Origin of the sequence: Phyllobacterium sp. 21LDTY02-6 (assembly GCF_023554255.2) — a bacterium.
Taxonomy (GTDB): domain Bacteria; phylum Pseudomonadota; class Alphaproteobacteria; order Rhizobiales; family Rhizobiaceae; genus Phyllobacterium.
The window spans coordinates 325,679-341,993 of record NZ_JAMJWD020000005.1 but is presented as its reverse complement, the minus strand read 5'-3'; the positions used below and the strand labels follow the sequence as shown (position 1 = coordinate 341,993).

12 protein-coding genes and 1 pseudogene are annotated in these 16,315 nt (G+C 57.7%); 2 read left to right on the top strand and 11 right to left on the bottom strand.

The features are described from left to right. Positions 1–7 precede the first annotated feature (7 nt). Together M8997_RS18290 and M8997_RS18285 are read right to left on the bottom strand one after the other, a co-directional pair. Positions 8–1,351: an NtaA/DmoA family FMN-dependent monooxygenase gene (locus M8997_RS18290; RefSeq protein ID WP_250015734.1), complete on the bottom strand. Its 1,344-nt coding sequence runs from the start codon at positions 1,349–1,351 to the stop codon at positions 8–10. Positions 1,352–1,382: 31 nt separating this feature from the next. Further along, complete coding sequence (locus tag M8997_RS18285) at positions 1,383–2,378, bottom strand: MsnO8 family LLM class oxidoreductase (protein WP_250015732.1); 996 nt, start codon at positions 2,376–2,378, stop codon at positions 1,383–1,385. 358 nt (positions 2,379–2,736) lie between these two features. On the opposite strand from M8997_RS18285, the gene choX reads away from it, so the two are divergent. Further along, a complete protein-coding gene (choX, locus tag M8997_RS18280) occupies positions 2,737–3,675 on the top strand; it encodes a choline ABC transporter substrate-binding protein (protein WP_250015731.1) in 939 nt (312 codons plus the stop codon). A gap of 278 nt (positions 3,676–3,953) precedes the next feature. Here the strand turns inward: choX and dhaL (M8997_RS18275) are convergent, their stop codons facing one another. From dhaL (M8997_RS18275) to M8997_RS18245, 7 genes and pseudogenes are all read right to left on the bottom strand, one after another. Next, positions 3,954–4,598 (bottom strand): dihydroxyacetone kinase subunit DhaL, encoded by a 645-nt coding sequence (gene dhaL, locus M8997_RS18275; RefSeq protein WP_250015730.1) that lies wholly within the window; start codon positions 4,596–4,598, stop codon positions 3,954–3,956. 14 nt (positions 4,599–4,612) lie between these two features. Next, entirely contained in the window at positions 4,613–5,608 is a 996-nt protein-coding gene (locus tag M8997_RS18270) for a dihydroxyacetone kinase subunit DhaK (protein ID WP_250016051.1), read from the bottom strand. Between the two features lie 107 nt (positions 5,609–5,715). Next, positions 5,716–6,798 carry an ABC transporter permease gene (locus tag M8997_RS18265; protein ID WP_371929610.1) on the bottom strand — a complete coding sequence of 361 codons (1,083 nt, stop codon included), beginning with the start codon at positions 6,796–6,798 and terminating at the stop codon, positions 5,716–5,718. Next, positions 6,787–8,340 (bottom strand): annotated as a pseudogene (locus tag M8997_RS18260) (sugar ABC transporter ATP-binding protein); the annotation flags it as partial. The pseudogene M8997_RS18260 and the gene M8997_RS18265, both read right to left, overlap by 12 nt. A 67-nt stretch (positions 8,341–8,407) precedes the next feature. Then, positions 8,408–9,409 carry a substrate-binding domain-containing protein gene (locus tag M8997_RS18255; RefSeq protein ID WP_250015729.1) on the bottom strand — a complete coding sequence of 334 codons (1,002 nt, stop codon included), beginning with the start codon at positions 9,407–9,409 and terminating at the stop codon, positions 8,408–8,410. 78 nt (positions 9,410–9,487) lie between these two features. After that, positions 9,488–10,474 (bottom strand): ABC transporter permease, encoded by a 987-nt coding sequence (locus M8997_RS18250; protein ID WP_250015728.1) that lies wholly within the window; start codon positions 10,472–10,474, stop codon positions 9,488–9,490. A 313-nt stretch (positions 10,475–10,787) separates the two neighbouring features. Further along, complete coding sequence (locus M8997_RS18245; protein ID WP_250015727.1) at positions 10,788–11,678, bottom strand: LysR substrate-binding domain-containing protein; 891 nt, start codon at positions 11,676–11,678, stop codon at positions 10,788–10,790. Positions 11,679–12,014: 336 nt separating this feature from the next. Between M8997_RS18245 and M8997_RS18240 the strand changes: the two genes are divergently transcribed. Further along, the gene (locus M8997_RS18240; protein ID WP_250015725.1) at positions 12,015–13,367 is read left to right on the top strand and encodes an MATE family efflux transporter; all 1,353 of its coding nucleotides are present in this window, start codon (positions 12,015–12,017) and stop codon (positions 13,365–13,367) included. Positions 13,368–13,416: 49 nt separating this feature from the next. Here M8997_RS18240 and dhaL (M8997_RS18235) read toward each other — a convergent pair whose 3' ends face one another. Next, positions 13,417–14,061 carry a dihydroxyacetone kinase subunit DhaL gene (gene dhaL, locus M8997_RS18235; RefSeq protein ID WP_250015723.1) on the bottom strand — a complete coding sequence of 215 codons (645 nt, stop codon included), beginning with the start codon at positions 14,059–14,061 and terminating at the stop codon, positions 13,417–13,419. A 48-nt stretch (positions 14,062–14,109) separates the two neighbouring features. Beyond that, positions 14,110–16,128, bottom strand: coding sequence for a bifunctional sugar-binding transcriptional regulator/dihydroxyacetone kinase subunit DhaK (locus tag M8997_RS18230; RefSeq protein WP_250016047.1), 2,019 nt, complete (start codon positions 16,126–16,128; stop codon positions 14,110–14,112). Positions 16,129–16,315: the final 187 nt, after the last annotated feature.

The following is a 16,315-nucleotide window of genomic DNA, read 5'->3' as shown; positions in this document are numbered from 1 at the left end:
GTCAGCCTTACGCTCGGACCCTTTCTACATCGCTGCCCGCCCCCGCCTTGTAGATGCTCTCGCGATACGGAAGACCGAGATGCTCGCGAAGCGTCGCTCCTTCCAGATGCGGGTCGAAATAACCCCGCTCCTGAAGGATCGGGGTCACCAACCGGATGAAATCGTCGAGGCCTTCCGCAATTACCGGGAAGCCCAGGATGAACCCATCTGCCGCATCGTTTTCGACCCAATCGATGATCTTGTTAGCGGTCGCATCCGGGGTGCCGACAAACCCCTCGCGCGGCGTGGCTGCCTCTAGCGCTGCCTCCCGCAAGGTCTGGCGCTTTTCCTTGGCGACCCGCTTGATGCGGTCGGTAGTGGAACGAAAACTGTTCTTGCCGATATCGCCGAGCTCTGGGAACGGTTCGTCCAGCGGATAGACGCTGAAATCGTGATGGTCGAAGAAGCGGCCGAGATAGGCAAGCGCCTCCTCAACCGAGATCAGGTTACGGATGATCTGGTATTTTTCTTCGGCCTCGGCCTGGGTTTCGCCGACCACCGGCGCGATGCCGGGGAAGATTTTCACGTCGTCCGCCGAGCGTCCCTGAGCAACCGCCGCCTGCTTTACACGCCGCGAGAAGGTCTGGTTGTCCTCCATCGAGACGGCGTTGGTGAACACGGCATCCGCATGTTTACCGGCAAGCCCGATGCCGGCATCGGACGATCCCGCCTGAAAGATGACCGTCTGTCCTTGTGCGGAACGCTGGATATTGAGCGGGCCTTCCACTTGGAAAAAGCGGCCCTTATGGTCGAGCCGGTGGAGCTTGTCGCGGTCGAAGAATTTGCCGCTCGCCCGGTCGCGCACGAAAGCGTCGTCGTCCCAGCTATCCCAGAGGCCTTTAACGACCTCGAGATACTCGTCGGCAATCTCGTAGCGCAGCGCATGCTCCGGATGGTTGCGGCTGTAGTTCTTCGCGGTGCCTTCGAGCGGCGTCGTGACCGCATTCCAACCGGCGCGACCGCCGCTCAAAAGATCAAGCGAGGCGAACTGGCGGGCGATGGTGAAGGGATCACTATATGAGGTCGAGACGGTGCCCGCGAGACCGATCTTCGAGGTGACGGTGGCAAGCGCCGAAAGGATTGTCAGCGGCTCGAACCGGTTGAGGAAATGCGGAATGGATTTTTCGTTGATATAAAGACCGTCCGCCACGAAGGCGAAGGCGATACCGGCCGCCTCGGCCTTGAGGGCTGTCGTACGGAAGAATTCGAAATTGACGCTGGCATCGACCGGACTCTTGGGGTGGCGCCAGGAGTTCATGTGCCCTCCCGCACCCTGCAGCATGATACCGAACCGGATTTTCTTATTCATCACATACCCTCCTTGGGGCTTTCCTTGGAGAAAGTCATGCGGCGGCGATTAGCGGCTTCCGGGCCAGAAGCTCGATGGATGCCAGCCGCTCGTCGGCACTCACTGCCGGCGGCTCCAGAATGAATTCCTCGATGCCGTGCCGGTTCGAAAGACGGGCCAGTTCGTCATGGATGCTCTCGGGCGTGCCGTGCAGCACGCTCGGTTTGCGCTCCTCGATCCGGTACTCCTTGGCTCCGGCCTGCCTGGCGAACTCCTCCGCCTGCTCGCGGCGGCCGAGGCTTACGGACTGGCCATTGTCGAGGAAGACCTTGAAGACCTTAAGTTCTGCAATCTGTGCTGCGGCATGAGCTGCATTTTCGGAGGCATAAGCGGCAAGCGCCAGGATCGCCGACTTGCCGCCGCTTTCGTTACGGAAGGTTTCGACGCTGACGCGCAGGGTCTCTGGGTCCCCGTTGAGATGCCCGGCGAAGACGAAATTCCATCCATTTACCGCAGCGAGCCGGGCACTGTCCGGGCTGGCGCCCAGCAGGAAACGATCTGCCGTAATGGGCGGCTTCGGACCGGCAAATGCCGGGGCCTCGTCCGACTGACCTGCTATGGCGCTGTCTAGAAACGCCATCAGTTGGGCGAGCTGTTCTGCGAAGTCCGGCTTTACGGAGCGATAGGCCTGCAACGCCGCCGTCGCTTTTGGCAGGCCGCCAGGCGTCTTGCCGATGCCGAGATCTACACGTCCGGGGGCGAGCGACGACAGCAGGTTGAAGACCTCCGCTACCTTGTAAGGACTATAGTGCTGCAGCATGACGCCGCCAGAGCCAACGCGGATGCGAGACGTATTGGCGAGGATCCAGGAAATTAGTACCTCCGGCGCGGAACTTGCCAGTTCGGTGCCGCCGTGATGTTCGGCGACCCAGAACCGGCGGTACCCAAGCTCCTCGGCCCTTTTTGCGAAATTGACCGTATTGGACAACGCCGTAACGGCATTCTCTCCCGGCGGAATAGGGCTTTTGTCGAGAAGGCTCAGGGCATACATCGCAACCTCGCAGGTGGCATTCCAATCCTGCAATCATTTGTCTACCGATTTAATAGACTAATGAAGATCGATATTTCTGATTGTATCCCACTTCGGCGAAATCTTTTTCCGGCATTCAACGTCGCGGGAAGTTGCCGTTCCGATTCTGGTGAGAGTGGGGTACTTATTCAGGCGGCGGGATGATGCTCCCCGTACGCCAGCCTTTGGCCTGCTGGCTCCGCATCGCCTGCCGCCACTCGTTCAGATACAGCCTGGGGAACACTTTTCCATGTTTGGACACGAGTTTGGTTCATTGAAGCTGTTTCGGCTACTGGTGCCACGGTATCAGATCGATCAATATGACACTTAGGAGACCGCGATGAAAAAACTGGCAACAAGTTTGGTTCTGGCGATCAGTCTATTTGGCGGACAGCATGCGTTCGCTGACAGTGCTGCCTGCAGAACAGTCAAGCTGTCCGATCCCGGTTGGACCGACATCACCTCGACAAATTCGGTCGCCAGCGTTCTCCTTGAAAGTCTAGGTTACGAGGCAGATGTGAAGACGATGTCGGTGCCGATCGGCTATGAGGCGCTGAAGAACAAGGAAACGGACGTATTCCTCGGCAACTGGATGCCAGCCCAACAAAAGTTCCGCGACGATCTCGAAAAATCCAAATCGGCTGAACAGATTGTCACGAACCTGACCGGTGCAAAATTTACCCTCGCTGTGCCAAGTTACGTTGCTGCCCAAGGCGTCAAGAGCTTTGGCGACCTTGCGGCCAACGCCGACAAGTTTGAAAACCGAATTTACGGTATTGAGCCGGGAGCTCCTGCAAACCAGAATATCGAGAAGATAATTGCAGACGCCAGATTTGGATTGAATGGATGGAAACTGGTGGAATCCGGTGAACAGGCGATGCTTGCGCAGGTGGAACGTGCAGTGCGTACGCAGAAGTGGGTCGTATTTCTCGCTTGGGCACCACACCCCATGAACACCAAATTTGAGCTGACATATCTATCAGGTGGAGACGATTATTTCGGCGCCAATTTCGGAGGTGCTGAAGTCAACACACTCGCCCGCACGGGTTGGGCGAGCGAATGTCCAAACGCAGCCAGGTTGTTCTCAAATCTCGTCTTCGATTTGAGCATCGAGAACGTGTTGATGGGCAAGATTCTGGACGACGGGGAAGATGGCGAGGCAGCAGCCAAGGAGTGGGTCAAGGCGAACCCGGGACAACTCGATATATGGCTGAAAGACGTGGAGACGGTTGACGGCGCACCAGGGCTGGAAGCGGTTAGAGCCTCGCTGGGGCTCTGACTCGAGCTCCAACCGATAGGCGATAACCTTGCGGCTGCCGAGCGAAGCGAAGTGCCGGGCAATTGCCACAACCGATCCTGCGCGATCCTCCGGTTACAAGCATAACTCTGTCTTCCATACAGGGCGCAGGACTCATGGATAGCCTTGCTTCGATGGCGGGCGGAATGACCGCAATAGGCGAAACGCGCTGGCCGCTGTGATGGAGCCTGCACTATCGGGCAGGCGCCGTAGCGTTCGCATCCGTGGTCGCCCGCAGACCCCCACATCGCCAAGAGCAGCTAGCGCTCAATGCGCGCACGCGCACCGTCGGACAGTTCCTTGAGTATGATCGCACAGGAGGTTGCGCCGGCATCGAGCACGCCAAGCGACCGTTCTCCAAGGCGACTGGCACGCCCGATCTTCGCCACAAGATCTATGGTCGAGTCGCGGCCGGCCTCCGCCGCGGCGACCAGAGCTTCGAGCGCCTCACGGAAGGTTTTTCCGTCCGCAGTCGCTCTGTCAAAGGCCTCGATGGCGGGAACGAGCGTATCGAGCAGCGTTTTGTCGCCTACCTTGGCCGACCCGATCGACTCGACGCCGGAAAGGCCCGCATGCAGCATCTTGCTGTAGAGCGCTGCGTCAATCTTTTCCGTGCCTTGGATGCTTTCGGCAAACTCCGTGAACATGACGCCATAGAGAGGTCCCATCGAGCCGCCAATTTCGGTCATCAGCAGGTCTCCCAGCGTATCCAGAGACTCGGCAAGCGTCAGGTCTTTGCCTTTTAGCCGCTCCGCAGCCATGCCGAAGCCCTTTGCCATATTCACCCCATGGTCGCCATCGCCGATCTTGCCGTCGATCTCGCTGAGGTAGGCGCGGTTTTCGATGATCCGCTCAGCCATTGAGAGAATTATTGCACCTGCGGATGCGTTGTCGAAATTCTGCATGGATGCTCCTCCCGTCACAGGATAATTGTACAACGCGTCTCGACGTCGAGCAGCGCTGCCAGTTCTTCGTCAAGTGCCATGATGGTCAACGTCGCGCCGACCATTTCCAGTGATGTGAAGTAGTTGCCGACCCAGGTCTTGCGGATCTTCAGGCCACGCGCCGATATTTCGCTCTCGATCGTGTCGTTGAGGATGTAGAGTTCATTCAGCGGCGTCGCTCCGAGACCCGAGACGAGCACGGCGACCTCTTTGCCTTCCGGCAGGTCGTGATCGTCGAGCACGATCTTCACCATGTCGCGTGCGACCTCTTCGGCGGTCTTCAGCGCCTCGACCCGTACACCCGGCTCGCCGTGATGCCCGATGCCGACTTCCATCGTACCGGGTTCGATCCGGAAGTTGGGCTGGCCTACGGCCGGCAGCGTGCACGGGCCAAGGCCGACTCCGATCGAGCGGCAATTGTCGATTGCTTTCTGCGCCGTGGCGCGCACCTCTTCAAGGCTTGCGCCCGTTGCGGCCTTGGCGCCGCCTATTTTCCACATGAAGATTTCCCCGGCCACGCCGCGGCGTTTCTCGCGCTCCGCTGCCGGGGCGGAGCAGACGTCGTCATTGGCGACGACGGTTGCTACTTCGATGCCATTTTTCGCGGCGAGTTTCACCGCCATCTTCACATTCATGTTGTCGCCGGCATAGTTGCCGTAGAGCACGACGACGCCTTTGCCACCATCGGCTTCGCGGATGGCGTCATGAAAGCTTTTTGCGGTGGGCGAGGAGAAGAGTTCGCCGACCGCGACCGCGTCGAGCATGTTTGTGCCCGTATACCCGATGAAGGCCGGCTCATGACCAGAGCCTCCGCCGGTTACTACGCCGACCTTGCCGGCAACCGGCGCGTCCCTGGCAACGATGACACGCGGGTTCTCAGCGGAAAGGCGCACGATATCTGAGTGGGCCTTCACAAATCCCCTGACCGTGTCCTCAACCACCATGTCAGGGTCGTTGATAAAACGCTGCATAATCACTCCTTTACGGTTACCAGTGAGGCTGGCGGACACATGCCCGCCCTAACAATTTGGTTGGCGGCTGATTGAGAAAGGGCCGCTGGCCCGGCGAATTGAACGCATCAGGCGCGTGGCTTGACTGAGAACAGCGCTCCTGCGCCAATAATGAACAGCCCGAGAATCGCGAGTTGCGAAGTACTGGGAATTCCTACGAGAATAAGGACATTGCTGACGAGAGTGATCAGCACCACGCCCAGAATCGTTCCGAGGACCGTTCCAGATCCGCCGGTGATCCTCGCTCCGCCGAGAATGACAGCGGCGATCACCTCAAGTTCAGATCCTGCAAGATCAAAGGGGTTTGCCAGACGATTGCTGGATACGTGCATGATACCTGCAACGCCAGCGAGAAGGCCCGCATAGGCGAACCCGAATATATGAACCTTGCGAAGACTATACCCTAGGCGCTCAGCAATCTCCGAGTTGCCGCCGACTGCATAGATCGCACGCCCCATAAGCGTGCGGTTCAGCAAAACCCAGGTCACGGCGATTGCCACAACGAGAACCAGTACATAAGCCGGCATGGTGGCAACGGCGCCATTGGAGCCCTGGTAGTGAAATAGCGGCAGCTTCCCGAAAGCGTCCATGGCGGCCGGGATGTTCATAAACAGTGCGGTGCCGACGAAGGTCAGTAGAAACCCGCGGATCACATACTGCGTACCGATTGTAACGATCAACGATGGAGCCCGAAGCTTGCTGACGAGGAATCCATTGGCCGTACCCAGTAGCGCGCCCCCCAGGGCAGCGGCGAGAAGGATGACTGCAATCGGCATCTCCGGTGCCTGACTTGTGACAAGCATCGTGACGACATACATCACGAACGCGGCAATCGCGGTGAACGAAACGTCCAGCCCCCCGGAGGCCAGTACGACGAGGACGCCGAGCGCGAAGAGACCCCGAACAACGGTCGAGCGCGCCAGGTCAAACAGGTTCGACATCTGCCAGAAGTCCGGATTGATCGACCCCACGACCAGACACACGAGGACAATCAAGAACGCGGTGACAGCCGGTGGATGACGCACGAGCCAGCGTGTCAACCGGTTGAGAGCGCCATGCCGGTCGGTCTGGCCAGAAGGAATTTCGGCGGCGATGTCGGTGGGGTCAGCATCCCCAGGCTCTTCCTTCTGTGATACAGGTTCGGCGGCCATGGACCGGTAGAGTACCTCTTCCTCGAGGCCTTCGGCCTCGAACGTATCGGCGAGGCGCCCCTTGCGCATCACCATGATGCGATCGCAATTCTGTAGCAGTTCGGGCAAATCATCGCTGATGATGATCACGCACATGCCCTCCCCCGCGAGCTGCTGGATAATGCGGAAGATGGTGTCCTTGGAGCCCACGTCGACGCCGACAGTCGGTCCATGCAGGATGAGAAGTTTGGGCTCGATCGTCAGCCAGCGGCCTATCAGGACGCGTTGCGCATTGCCGCCCGATAGCGAGGTGACCGGCTTATCGATGTCGGGTGTCGCCACCTGCAGGTCTTCCACCGTCTTTTGTGCCAGCGCTCTGGCGCGGCGTCCGTCGAGCAGGCCGAACGCGCCCCGCAGCCGATCGAGAACCGCCATGACGATGTTTTCCCGGATCGATTTCTCCAGAAACAGCCCTTCGGACAACCGATCTTCCGGAACATAGCCGATACCGGCATCGATGGCATTGACGGGTGATGAAAGGTTAACGGTTGCATCCGCAAGGGAAACGCTGCCGTGGCTCGGTGGGTTGATACCGGCGAGCGCCAGCGCCAGCTCGTTTCGGCCGGAATCGAGCAGGCCGGTGATGCCGAGGATTTCGCCCTTGGCGACATTGAAAGACACGTCTTCGAAGCCGCGGCCAGCGAGTGTCTGAACAGACAATGTCCGTTCGCCGCTATGCGGCGTGGAGCGATAGCGCTTGTCCTCGAGCTCCTTGCCTGTCATCCAGAAGCCGAGCTTCGTTTTGGACTGTTCTGCGACATCGCATTCTGTAATTTTGAGGCCGTCGCGCATGATGATGGCGGTTCCGCCGATCGCCTTGCACTCATCGAGCTTATGGGTGACGAACAGCACCGAGACGCCGTTGTCATGCAGCGCGCGCACGACACGGATGAGGTTGTCCACTTCTCGGCGTGTCAGTGCCGTCGTCGGCTCGTCCATGATGACGAGACGGGCGTCCGACGCAATCGCGCGGGCAATGGCGATCAGCTGACGGGTAGCAATCGGCAATTGTTCTACCGGTGTTGCAAGAAAATAGGCGTCGGTTGGCAGGCCAACAGCTTCGAGCGCTTTGACGGCGGTCTGGCGCAGGGCTTCGCGATCCAGCTGCCGCGCCAGATTGCCGTTTGCTGCCACGAGCTGGCGAGTCAACGCAACGTTTTCCTCGGCGCTGAGATTGGGCAGAAGAGACAGGTCCTGGTAGACCGTTTCGATCCCCGCGGCGAGCGCGCCTATCGGATCGAGGCTCTCCACGGTCTGGCCATTGATGATCAGTTCGCCGCCATCGGCTGATTGGGCACCGGAGATAATCTTGATCAGCGTACTCTTGCCGCAGCCGTTCTCGCCCATCAGATGATAGGTGCGGCCGCGTTCGATACTGAAACTCACTCCCTTCAGTGCGCGGACGCCGCCGAAGCGCTTTTGCAGGTTTCTGACTTCCAGAAATGGTGTCGCGTCGGCCGAGGCGGAACCTCGGGGACCTTCAATTGTAACGCTGTCTCGCATTATCTCATTCCGTTATGCTGCGCGCCGGCGGTGCTTCGCCGGCGCATTCATGACGATCGTTGCGGGATCAGAACGGGTATTCTTTGTAGTTCGACTTATCGACATCGACCCAGGCTTCCCCGACGATGATGATGCCGTCGCCTGGCCCCTTCTTGACGCTGACCTTGTTGTAGCCGGGAACGCCAAGATCCATGCCGTCGGTGATTTCCTTGCCCTGAAGCAGGAGATCGGAGACTTTGTTCATGACATAGCCCGCATCCTTCGGATCCCAGAAGGAAATGCTCTGGACGGCGCCAGATTCGAGATATTTGGATGTATCCTTCGGCAAGCCCAGACCGACCACGCAGACTTTACCGACGAGGCCGGCTTCTTCTACAGCACGGCCGATGCCGATGACATCAATGGCTGAACCACCCTGAAAGCCTTTGATATCGGGATATTTGCGCAGTATTTCGCGAGCTTTTTCATAGGCCTTGTTGGCGTCGTTAAAGGATTCGTTCTTCTCCGAAACCAGTTCCATTTCAGGGTGCTTTTTCGCATTCTCAGCACCACCATCCGCCCATTGGACATGCGTCAGGCTGCCGAGCGAACCGACGAAGGACGTCCACTTGCCGGAATTGCCCATGCACTGGGCAAGTCGCTCGTTGAAACGTGCGCCAAAGACCGCATTGTCAAAGGCCTCTATGTCGACATTAGTGTTCTTCAGGCTGTCGCCTTCATGCGTAATGATCTTGATGCCGCGGCCCATGGCGCGCTTGAAAGCACCCTCAAGCGCCGACGGATCCATCGGAACGACCGCGATGGCACTGACGTTCTTGGCGACCAGGTCTTCAATCAATCGGAGTTGTTGTGCGGAGTCTGCCTTTGCTGGTCCGACCTGACTTGTCTTGACGCCGGCATTGTCCTTGCCATAGGCGACGACGCCCTGTTCCATGCGGGTAAACCAGTTCTCGCCGGTCACCTTCACGACGGTAACGATTGACGGCGTATCCTGTGCAACGACGGCCTGGGCTGCGCAGAGAGCGCCGAGGGCGACCGTGCAGGCTGCGATTTTCCTGTAGAGAGACATAAGCGTTTCCTCATTATCGTTGTTGCCCCAAAAAGGTGCTGGCTGCGAGGGCATTGCGCCGCCAGCAATGCCGCGGCTTCAACTTCGCAATGGAAGGAAGGACCGCACGTCGAACCGCGAGGTTGCGAGGAAGATCAACAGCAGCAGACCCCAGGCGCAATCGCGGAAAAAATTGGAAATATCGATGAAATTGAAAAGACTGGACAGCATTTGCAATGCCGTTGCCGACAGGACGACGCAAATGATGCGCCCGTAACCGCCTTCGGGGCGAACCCCGGCCATGACCACGATCAGAATGGCGATCAGCACATAGGATGTGCCGTAGTCCCACTTCACGCTGGAAGTGCGTGCAGCGATGATGATGCCGGCGATCGAAGCGAGAACTCCGCAAATCGTATAGATGACGAACAACATGCGCCGGTTTGGAATACCGGCATAACGTGCGGCTTTCGCATTGCTTCCCATCAGATAAAGCTTGAGGCCGAAGGGCGTGTAGCGCAACACCACGCCGAGCATGACGGCAATGGCGATGAACAGGGCGAAACACATGGGCACACCGAGGACCGGCGTGTTGCCGAAATCATCAAGCGGCTCGATGTAGCCGAGGCTGACAGCCGAACCATTGGTGATGAGAACGGCAATCCCGGTGAAGAACAGTTGAGTGCCTAGTGTGGCGATAATCGGGGTTAGCCCGACGAAGGCGACCAGCGCTCCATTGATCATGCCGCCGACGAGGCCGACGAGCAGCGCAATGCCCGCGAACAGCCCGACGAAGGTCAGCGGCAGATCATCGGCCGAAACCCAATCGCGGATCAACAGGTAGGACACAATACCGGAAAGATTGGCAAGCGCGATGCCCGACAGATCAATGCCGCCACTGCCCGCGATCATCGCCAACATGACGCCGAGCGCCAGAAGCGCAAGTTCCGGGACTTGCGCCGACATGGATTGAAAATTGTAAAGGCTGAGAAAGGTATCACCAGCGAGGACAACCGCAACCGCAATCACGAGGGCGTTGACCACCACAAGGAAATTCAACTGCCGATCCGACAATCTGGCAAACACCGCACATCCTCCCGCATAGCTGCAAGCCAACCACCCTGTGAATTGCTCGCCCAACTCCCAGGCCATTTCGCTAGCCGGCGCTGTTGTCGCTCCGTCCTCCGCTAGCCAAGGCCTGGAAAGCTTATGTGAGTTTTTGACATATGTCGATAGTAAATCGAACTTTGTAAAAGGGCCGCCTGATTGCACAGGGGCTCGGCTTCACACCTGTCAGCAAAGGCCGGGACCGGCAGCAAGCGCAGCTTTAAAGGTCAGGACAAGCGTCGCAGGATATCGGCGACAAATTTGCTGCCATGCGATCCTGACGGGAGCGATTTTATCTTTGGATCACGTGGGATATGCAATCGTGAACAGCGCGGAGGAATTCATCGGCAATGCCGGATGGTCGAAGCATTTTAGGTCGAATGCACCAGATTTCCGAGTAGAGCGTTGGCACAAAGGGGCGAAACACCAGCCCTGGTCGCCCGTAGCTTGCGGCTGTGAGCTGGTCCACTAGAGAGAGCCCTGCTCCGTTAGCGACAAGATCGCAGGCTACGAAAGCCATCGGTGTTTCAAGATTTAATTTACGGGGGATTTGGGCGTCGATAAAAACCTGGTCCGCCTCGGTAATGTCGCCAATATCGCCTATCCGGACGAATTCCTCATCCTGGAAGTCGGCGGGTCTGATAGTTTCCCGATGCGCCAGCCGATGGTTTGTTGGCATGATGCAGACCTCCGGAATTCGAACCAGAAGCTCACTCGAAACAAGCGGGTGAATCGCGCGACTGTGCGTGAAGCCGATATCGATCTGGCCGCCAATCGCCCATTCATGGATGCGTTCGGAAGTGCGCGCATGCACTGAAATTGAAACATTCTTCTTTCTTGCAGAGAAGTTCGTGACGATCGGCGGCAGGAATGAGCCCGCCACACTCGGCATAGCGGCGATGTTCAAACGACCAAATTTCAGTTGCCTGATATCGACAGCGGTACGCCGAAGCCGTTGAATGCTCTCCCATGTGCGCTCAACCTCGGCTGCAAACACCTCACCTTCCCGCGTCAAAATCAAACGACGCTTCGTCCGTTCAAATAGTTCCAGCCCAACGTGGCTTTCGAGTTGAGCGAGCAGTTTGCTTGCAGCAGGTTGGGTAATCGACAAGGCGTCTGCGGCCGCGGTCAGCGTTCCCTGACGAACGACCAGACGAAATAGCTCAATTTGCCGAAGTCGCACATCGTCCTCTTACATAACAAAACGGAATGAACTTACGCACGATCTCATATTGATTCTTTCGATCAATCGAGACCTATTCAGAGGTGATTTCTCCCGTCACCAAAGTTGGGGAGAGAGAGCGACAGATTCGAAATACCATAGATAATCGCAATTATCGACAATCGCCTCTAGTTTCACAGATTTCTCAGACGAGCAAGCTGGCGAACAGGGAAATGCCTTGCTGAATCCGCCGGAACCGAAATTGAGGATACTCCATCTCACGAAACGCTCAAAAGCGGCGAGGCCTGCCGATGAGCGCCTTGACCACCTGACAACGGTTTATAAGGACTGTGGCCTATGATGCATGCGGAGACCGTTGACCGGTCAGACGACCACGCTTTCGAAGTAACGAATAAGGTCGTGTTGGCAATCGCGGCGCCGATGACGATAGCCTACCTGACCACCCCCCTCCTCGGGCTTGTAGACACTGCTGTCGTCGGTCAGCTCAATGACGTGGCTATGTTGGGAGGGCTGGCCGCCGGTGCTGTGATATTTGATCTAGCGTTCACGAGCTTCAACTTTTTGCGTGCCGGCACGACGGGTCTCATCGCCCAGGCTTATGGTGCGCGCAATGTTGCGGAAGAACAGCAGATATTCTGGCGCGCTTCAGCCCTAGGAATCCTTTGCGGCCTTCTACTGGTCACTGCCGCACCCCTCATTTCACTGGCCGGAATGTGGTTCATTGGAGCATCGCCGGCGGTCAGCTCTGCAATGGATACCTATATTCGAATTCGCCTGTTGGCCGCACCCCTGTCGTTGCTGAACTATGTAATACTGGGTTATCTACTCGGAAAGGGGGATGCGCGCGTCGCCTTAGGATTGCAGGTCCTGATAAATGTCTTCAACATATGTTTGTCAGTATGGTGGGGCCTCTATCTCAACCTGGGGGTTGCTGGCGTCGCCTGGGCAGCAGTTGCCGCAGAAACCATCGCCGCCATTCTTGGCATGGGAATTGTGCTCAGCGGCTTCGGCCGGATAATCCCGATCTCTTTGAGAATGCTGCTGGCGCCCCCTGCCGTAAAGCGACTGATGGTCTTCAACCGGGACATACTGATCCGCACATTTGTGCTCATGGGAGCGTTTGCCCTTTTCGCCAGGCAAGGAGCGCGCCTCGGGACCGTGGAAATCGCCGCAAACGCCATTCTCATGCATTTTCTCATTATCGTAAGCTTCTTTCTTGATGGATTCGCCGCCGCAGTTGAACAACTGGCAGGCCGAGCTGTGGGAGCACGCTACCTTCCGGCATTTGATAAGGCGGTCAAACTGACAACAGTCTGGGGCGGCGTTTTGGCTGCGGTATTCGGTGTAGTCACTGTTGTTTCGGGCACTGAATTAATCAGCCTGTTCACGACGTCGAAAGAGGTAAGAGAGGAGGCAATAAGGTATCTGCCGCTGGCTGCGTCCACTGGACTCACCGGTGTTCTCGCGTTCCAGATGGACGGCATATATCTGGGAGCAACGTGGTCTTCGACACTCCGGAACATGATGCTTTTCTCATTCGTCGTCTATATAGCCGCGCTTTTCGTTCTGGGCCATTATCTTGCCAACTATGGTCTGTGGTTGGCACTGCACATTTTTCTGATTGTGCGTGGCGTAAGTCTGATGCTCGCGCTTCCACGCCTTCGCACCGCGGCATTCGGGAAAATATAGATCGCGTTCGGTCGTTTGCTGAACTGGCCGCCACGCGAACTTCAGGAAATCAGGAATCGGCAAAGGTGTCCTTCATGGCCGCAATGATGACCACGGCGGATGCTGCTCCGGGATCGATGTGGCCAAGGGATCGTTCGCCCAGGCGCAGAGCCCTGCCGCGCGCTGCCACCATCGATTTGGTTGATTCACAGCCGGTTTCAGCGGCCGACAATATGTCCTGCCACATTTCGACGGCCGTTGCGTCGCGAGCGCGGGCCCTCAATGCCGCCTCGGCAGCGGGAACCCAGGCATCCAGCATTGTCTTGTCGCCGCGTTCGCCCTTTCCTCGTCGCTTTATACCTGAGCTGAATGCCGCGATGAGATCCGCCTGTTCCTGCACCGCCAGGCGATCCTTGCCGGACAGAGCCTGCGCCGCATCTGTAAATGCGGTCGCATAGAGAGGGCCGGTGGAAGCTCCGACTGCATCCAGGAATGTCGATGCCGCAATGCGCAAGATTTCCGAGGGGGAAAGGGTCTCGCAATTCGAACCCGACAATCGTTTGGTCACAGCGGAGAAACCCCGAGCCATTGTTATTCCGTGGTCCGCATCCCCAATCGCTCCGTCAAGCTCCGAGAGCCTGCCTTTTTCGCTATTGATCGCCAGAGATATCCGCTCGAACATTCGGATGATCTGCTGCGTACCTGGCTCACCCATTCCATTTCCTCCCATTCCACTCACGAACTCTCGTTGTAACAGCGGTAATCATGCAATGTTAATCGCCACGCCGTCGCAGGGATGACGAAGGAGTTCCGTGAGCTGGTTGTCCAGATGCATGATCGAAATCGATGCACCAACCATGTCGAGCGACGTACAGTAGTGCCCGATCCAGTTAGCTTCTATTCTGACGCCGCGCGCGGCGAGGCGCTGCCGAACGCGCCGGTAGATAATATAAAGCTCCATAAGCGGGGTGCCGCCAAAAGAATTCACAAGCACCGCCACGCTGTCGCCCTTGGCCGGTTTCATTTCCACGAATATCTGATCCATGATGCGATCGACAATCGCATCGGCTGGTGCCAGCTCCTGTCGGATCACCCCGCGTTCGCCATGAATGCCCATACCGATTTCTATGTCGTCGGGCCCGATATCGAAGCTTGGACGCCGTGTTTGAGGCAATGAGCACGACTCCAGCGCGACCCCCATGGTGAACGTGCGGTCATTGGCATGGCGGGTCATCGCTTCACATTCATAAAGATTCAGACCGCGGTCGCATGCAGCGCCGGCTATCTTGAAGATGAAGAAATTTCCCGCGACACCTCGCCGTCCCTCGCGATCTTCCAGGGAGGAGGATGCGATATCATCGGTCGTCAGGACGGTTCGGACCTTGATGCCTTCAACCTGCGCCATCTCGGCGGCCATCTCGAAATTCATGACGTCCCCGGCGTAGTTGCCATACACGAAAAGCACGCCTTCACCACCACTGGCGGCGCGTGCGCACTCGAGAATTGGCCCAGGCGGTGGAGAAGAAAATACATTCCCAACGGCGACGGCATCGGCGAGTCCCTGGCCGACATACCCGAAGAAACAGGGTTCGTGCCCGGATCCCCCGCCAATCACCAGTCCAACCTTTCCCGGGCGCGGACCATTTCGAGCCATTAAAGCCCGCTGGGATCCGTTGATTGGCGAAAGATGGGAGCTATGAGCCTCGATGAGACCTTCCAGCATTTCCTCCACGACCTCATCTGCATCGTTAAGGAATTTCTTCACGAAATTGCGCGTCCTTAGCGGCTGCGCGACCTCGTCCTGCGATCGCGTTCGTAGCGGCCTGGTGACGTTCGGTCGTACGTCCTCGGCGCTCAATATCGCCGAACCGGTCGCAGCATCGGTTATGAGGATGGTCACGTATCCTCCTCTCAACGCGGCCAGAATTGCGGGAACCTTGTCATAGCCACCGGCTACGGCGATGCGCATGTCGATGGCCTTGAGCGTATCCAGATCGATCCCGATCGTGCGCTCATCCAGCGGGCCCTTCACGGGGGTGCCTTGTCCATCAAGGAAACGGCCCGCCACGACACCCACGGCGTTCTTCGACAGGTATTCTTGAATTGCTACAGACTCAAAAAATCCGCTCGTATGAATAGTGGAATTTGGCCTTAAGGATGCAATTCCGAACAAGGCCTTGTTTGCCTGCTGAAGGACCTCGAACTGATCTTCCACCAGCGGTTCCTGCATGATGATGTCACGCGCCTGGCGACTATTGACCAATGCCGGGGCGGTAATGTTGACAAGACGGCCCTTGACTGCCCGCGCCAGTGCCGCAGCGCAATGCTCTGGCGTGTAGGCAAAATTTGCTCTCGTCCCGCCGGTAGCCTGCACGACGGTTACATCCTGCACACTTGCAGACGTGTGCTCAGCGATAGCCATTACCGTGCGGCCCCACGCGACAGCAAGAGTGTCTCCCGATCTGATCATCCTCGATAGTGCCTGTCCACCAGCGGCCCCTAACCGGTCTATCAGGGGGCGAGCACCATCGTCGCTTGGCACCACGAGGCAGTCGTTCAGACCAAAATGCCGTTTGAGTTCCTTGGCCAACAACAGCGAACCAAGGCGCTCTGGTTCCAACGATATATTGACGATGCCGCGATCGCGTGCATCCGCAAGATAGGTGTTTACGGTCGCGCGGGAGATTCCCATGATCTGTGCAATGTCGCTTTGCGTCCGCCCGTCTTCGTAATACAGCCAGCAGGCCCAGACATAGGGATCATCCCCAAACCTCAGCGGCATGGGAGCTGCAACTTCGACTGCATCGCCTTTCGTTCCCGTGGTCTTTCTTGGAGAAGTGTTCTGGTCAACCATGATGCGCCTACCCGTCCCTATATGTGACAGGCAAAATGAGGCCAATGTGGCAGCATTGCAATTGCCTCCCTGAATTCGGCGGTATCTGAGCGCTGCGCGCATGACAACTCGATGG

Excerpts from the sequence above, each read along its gene's own strand:
- dhaL (WP_250015723.1), bottom strand. The coding sequence starts at position 14,061 with ATGGGTGAGCCAGGTACGCAGCAGATCATCCGAATGTTCGAGCGGATA.
- M8997_RS18270 (WP_250016051.1), bottom strand. The coding sequence starts at position 5,608 with ATGCAGCGTTTTATCAACGACCCTGACATGGTGGTTGAGGACACGGTC.
- choX (WP_250015731.1), top strand. The coding sequence starts at position 2,737 with ATGAAAAAACTGGCAACAAGTTTGGTTCTGGCGATCAGTCTATTTGGC.
- M8997_RS18255 (WP_250015729.1), bottom strand. The coding sequence starts at position 9,409 with ATGTCTCTCTACAGGAAAATCGCAGCCTGCACGGTCGCCCTCGGCGCT.
- M8997_RS18265 (WP_371929610.1), bottom strand. The coding sequence starts at position 6,798 with ATGGCCGCCGAACCTGTATCACAGAAGGAAGAGCCTGGGGATGCTGAC.
- M8997_RS18230 (WP_250016047.1), bottom strand. The coding sequence starts at position 16,128 with ATGCCGCTGAGGTTTGGGGATGATCCCTATGTCTGGGCCTGCTGGCTG.
- M8997_RS18240 (WP_250015725.1), top strand. The coding sequence starts at position 12,015 with ATGATGCATGCGGAGACCGTTGACCGGTCAGACGACCACGCTTTCGAA.
- dhaL (WP_250015730.1), bottom strand. The coding sequence starts at position 4,598 with ATGCAGAATTTCGACAACGCATCCGCAGGTGCAATAATTCTCTCAATG.
- M8997_RS18285 (WP_250015732.1), bottom strand. The coding sequence starts at position 2,378 with ATGTATGCCCTGAGCCTTCTCGACAAAAGCCCTATTCCGCCGGGAGAG.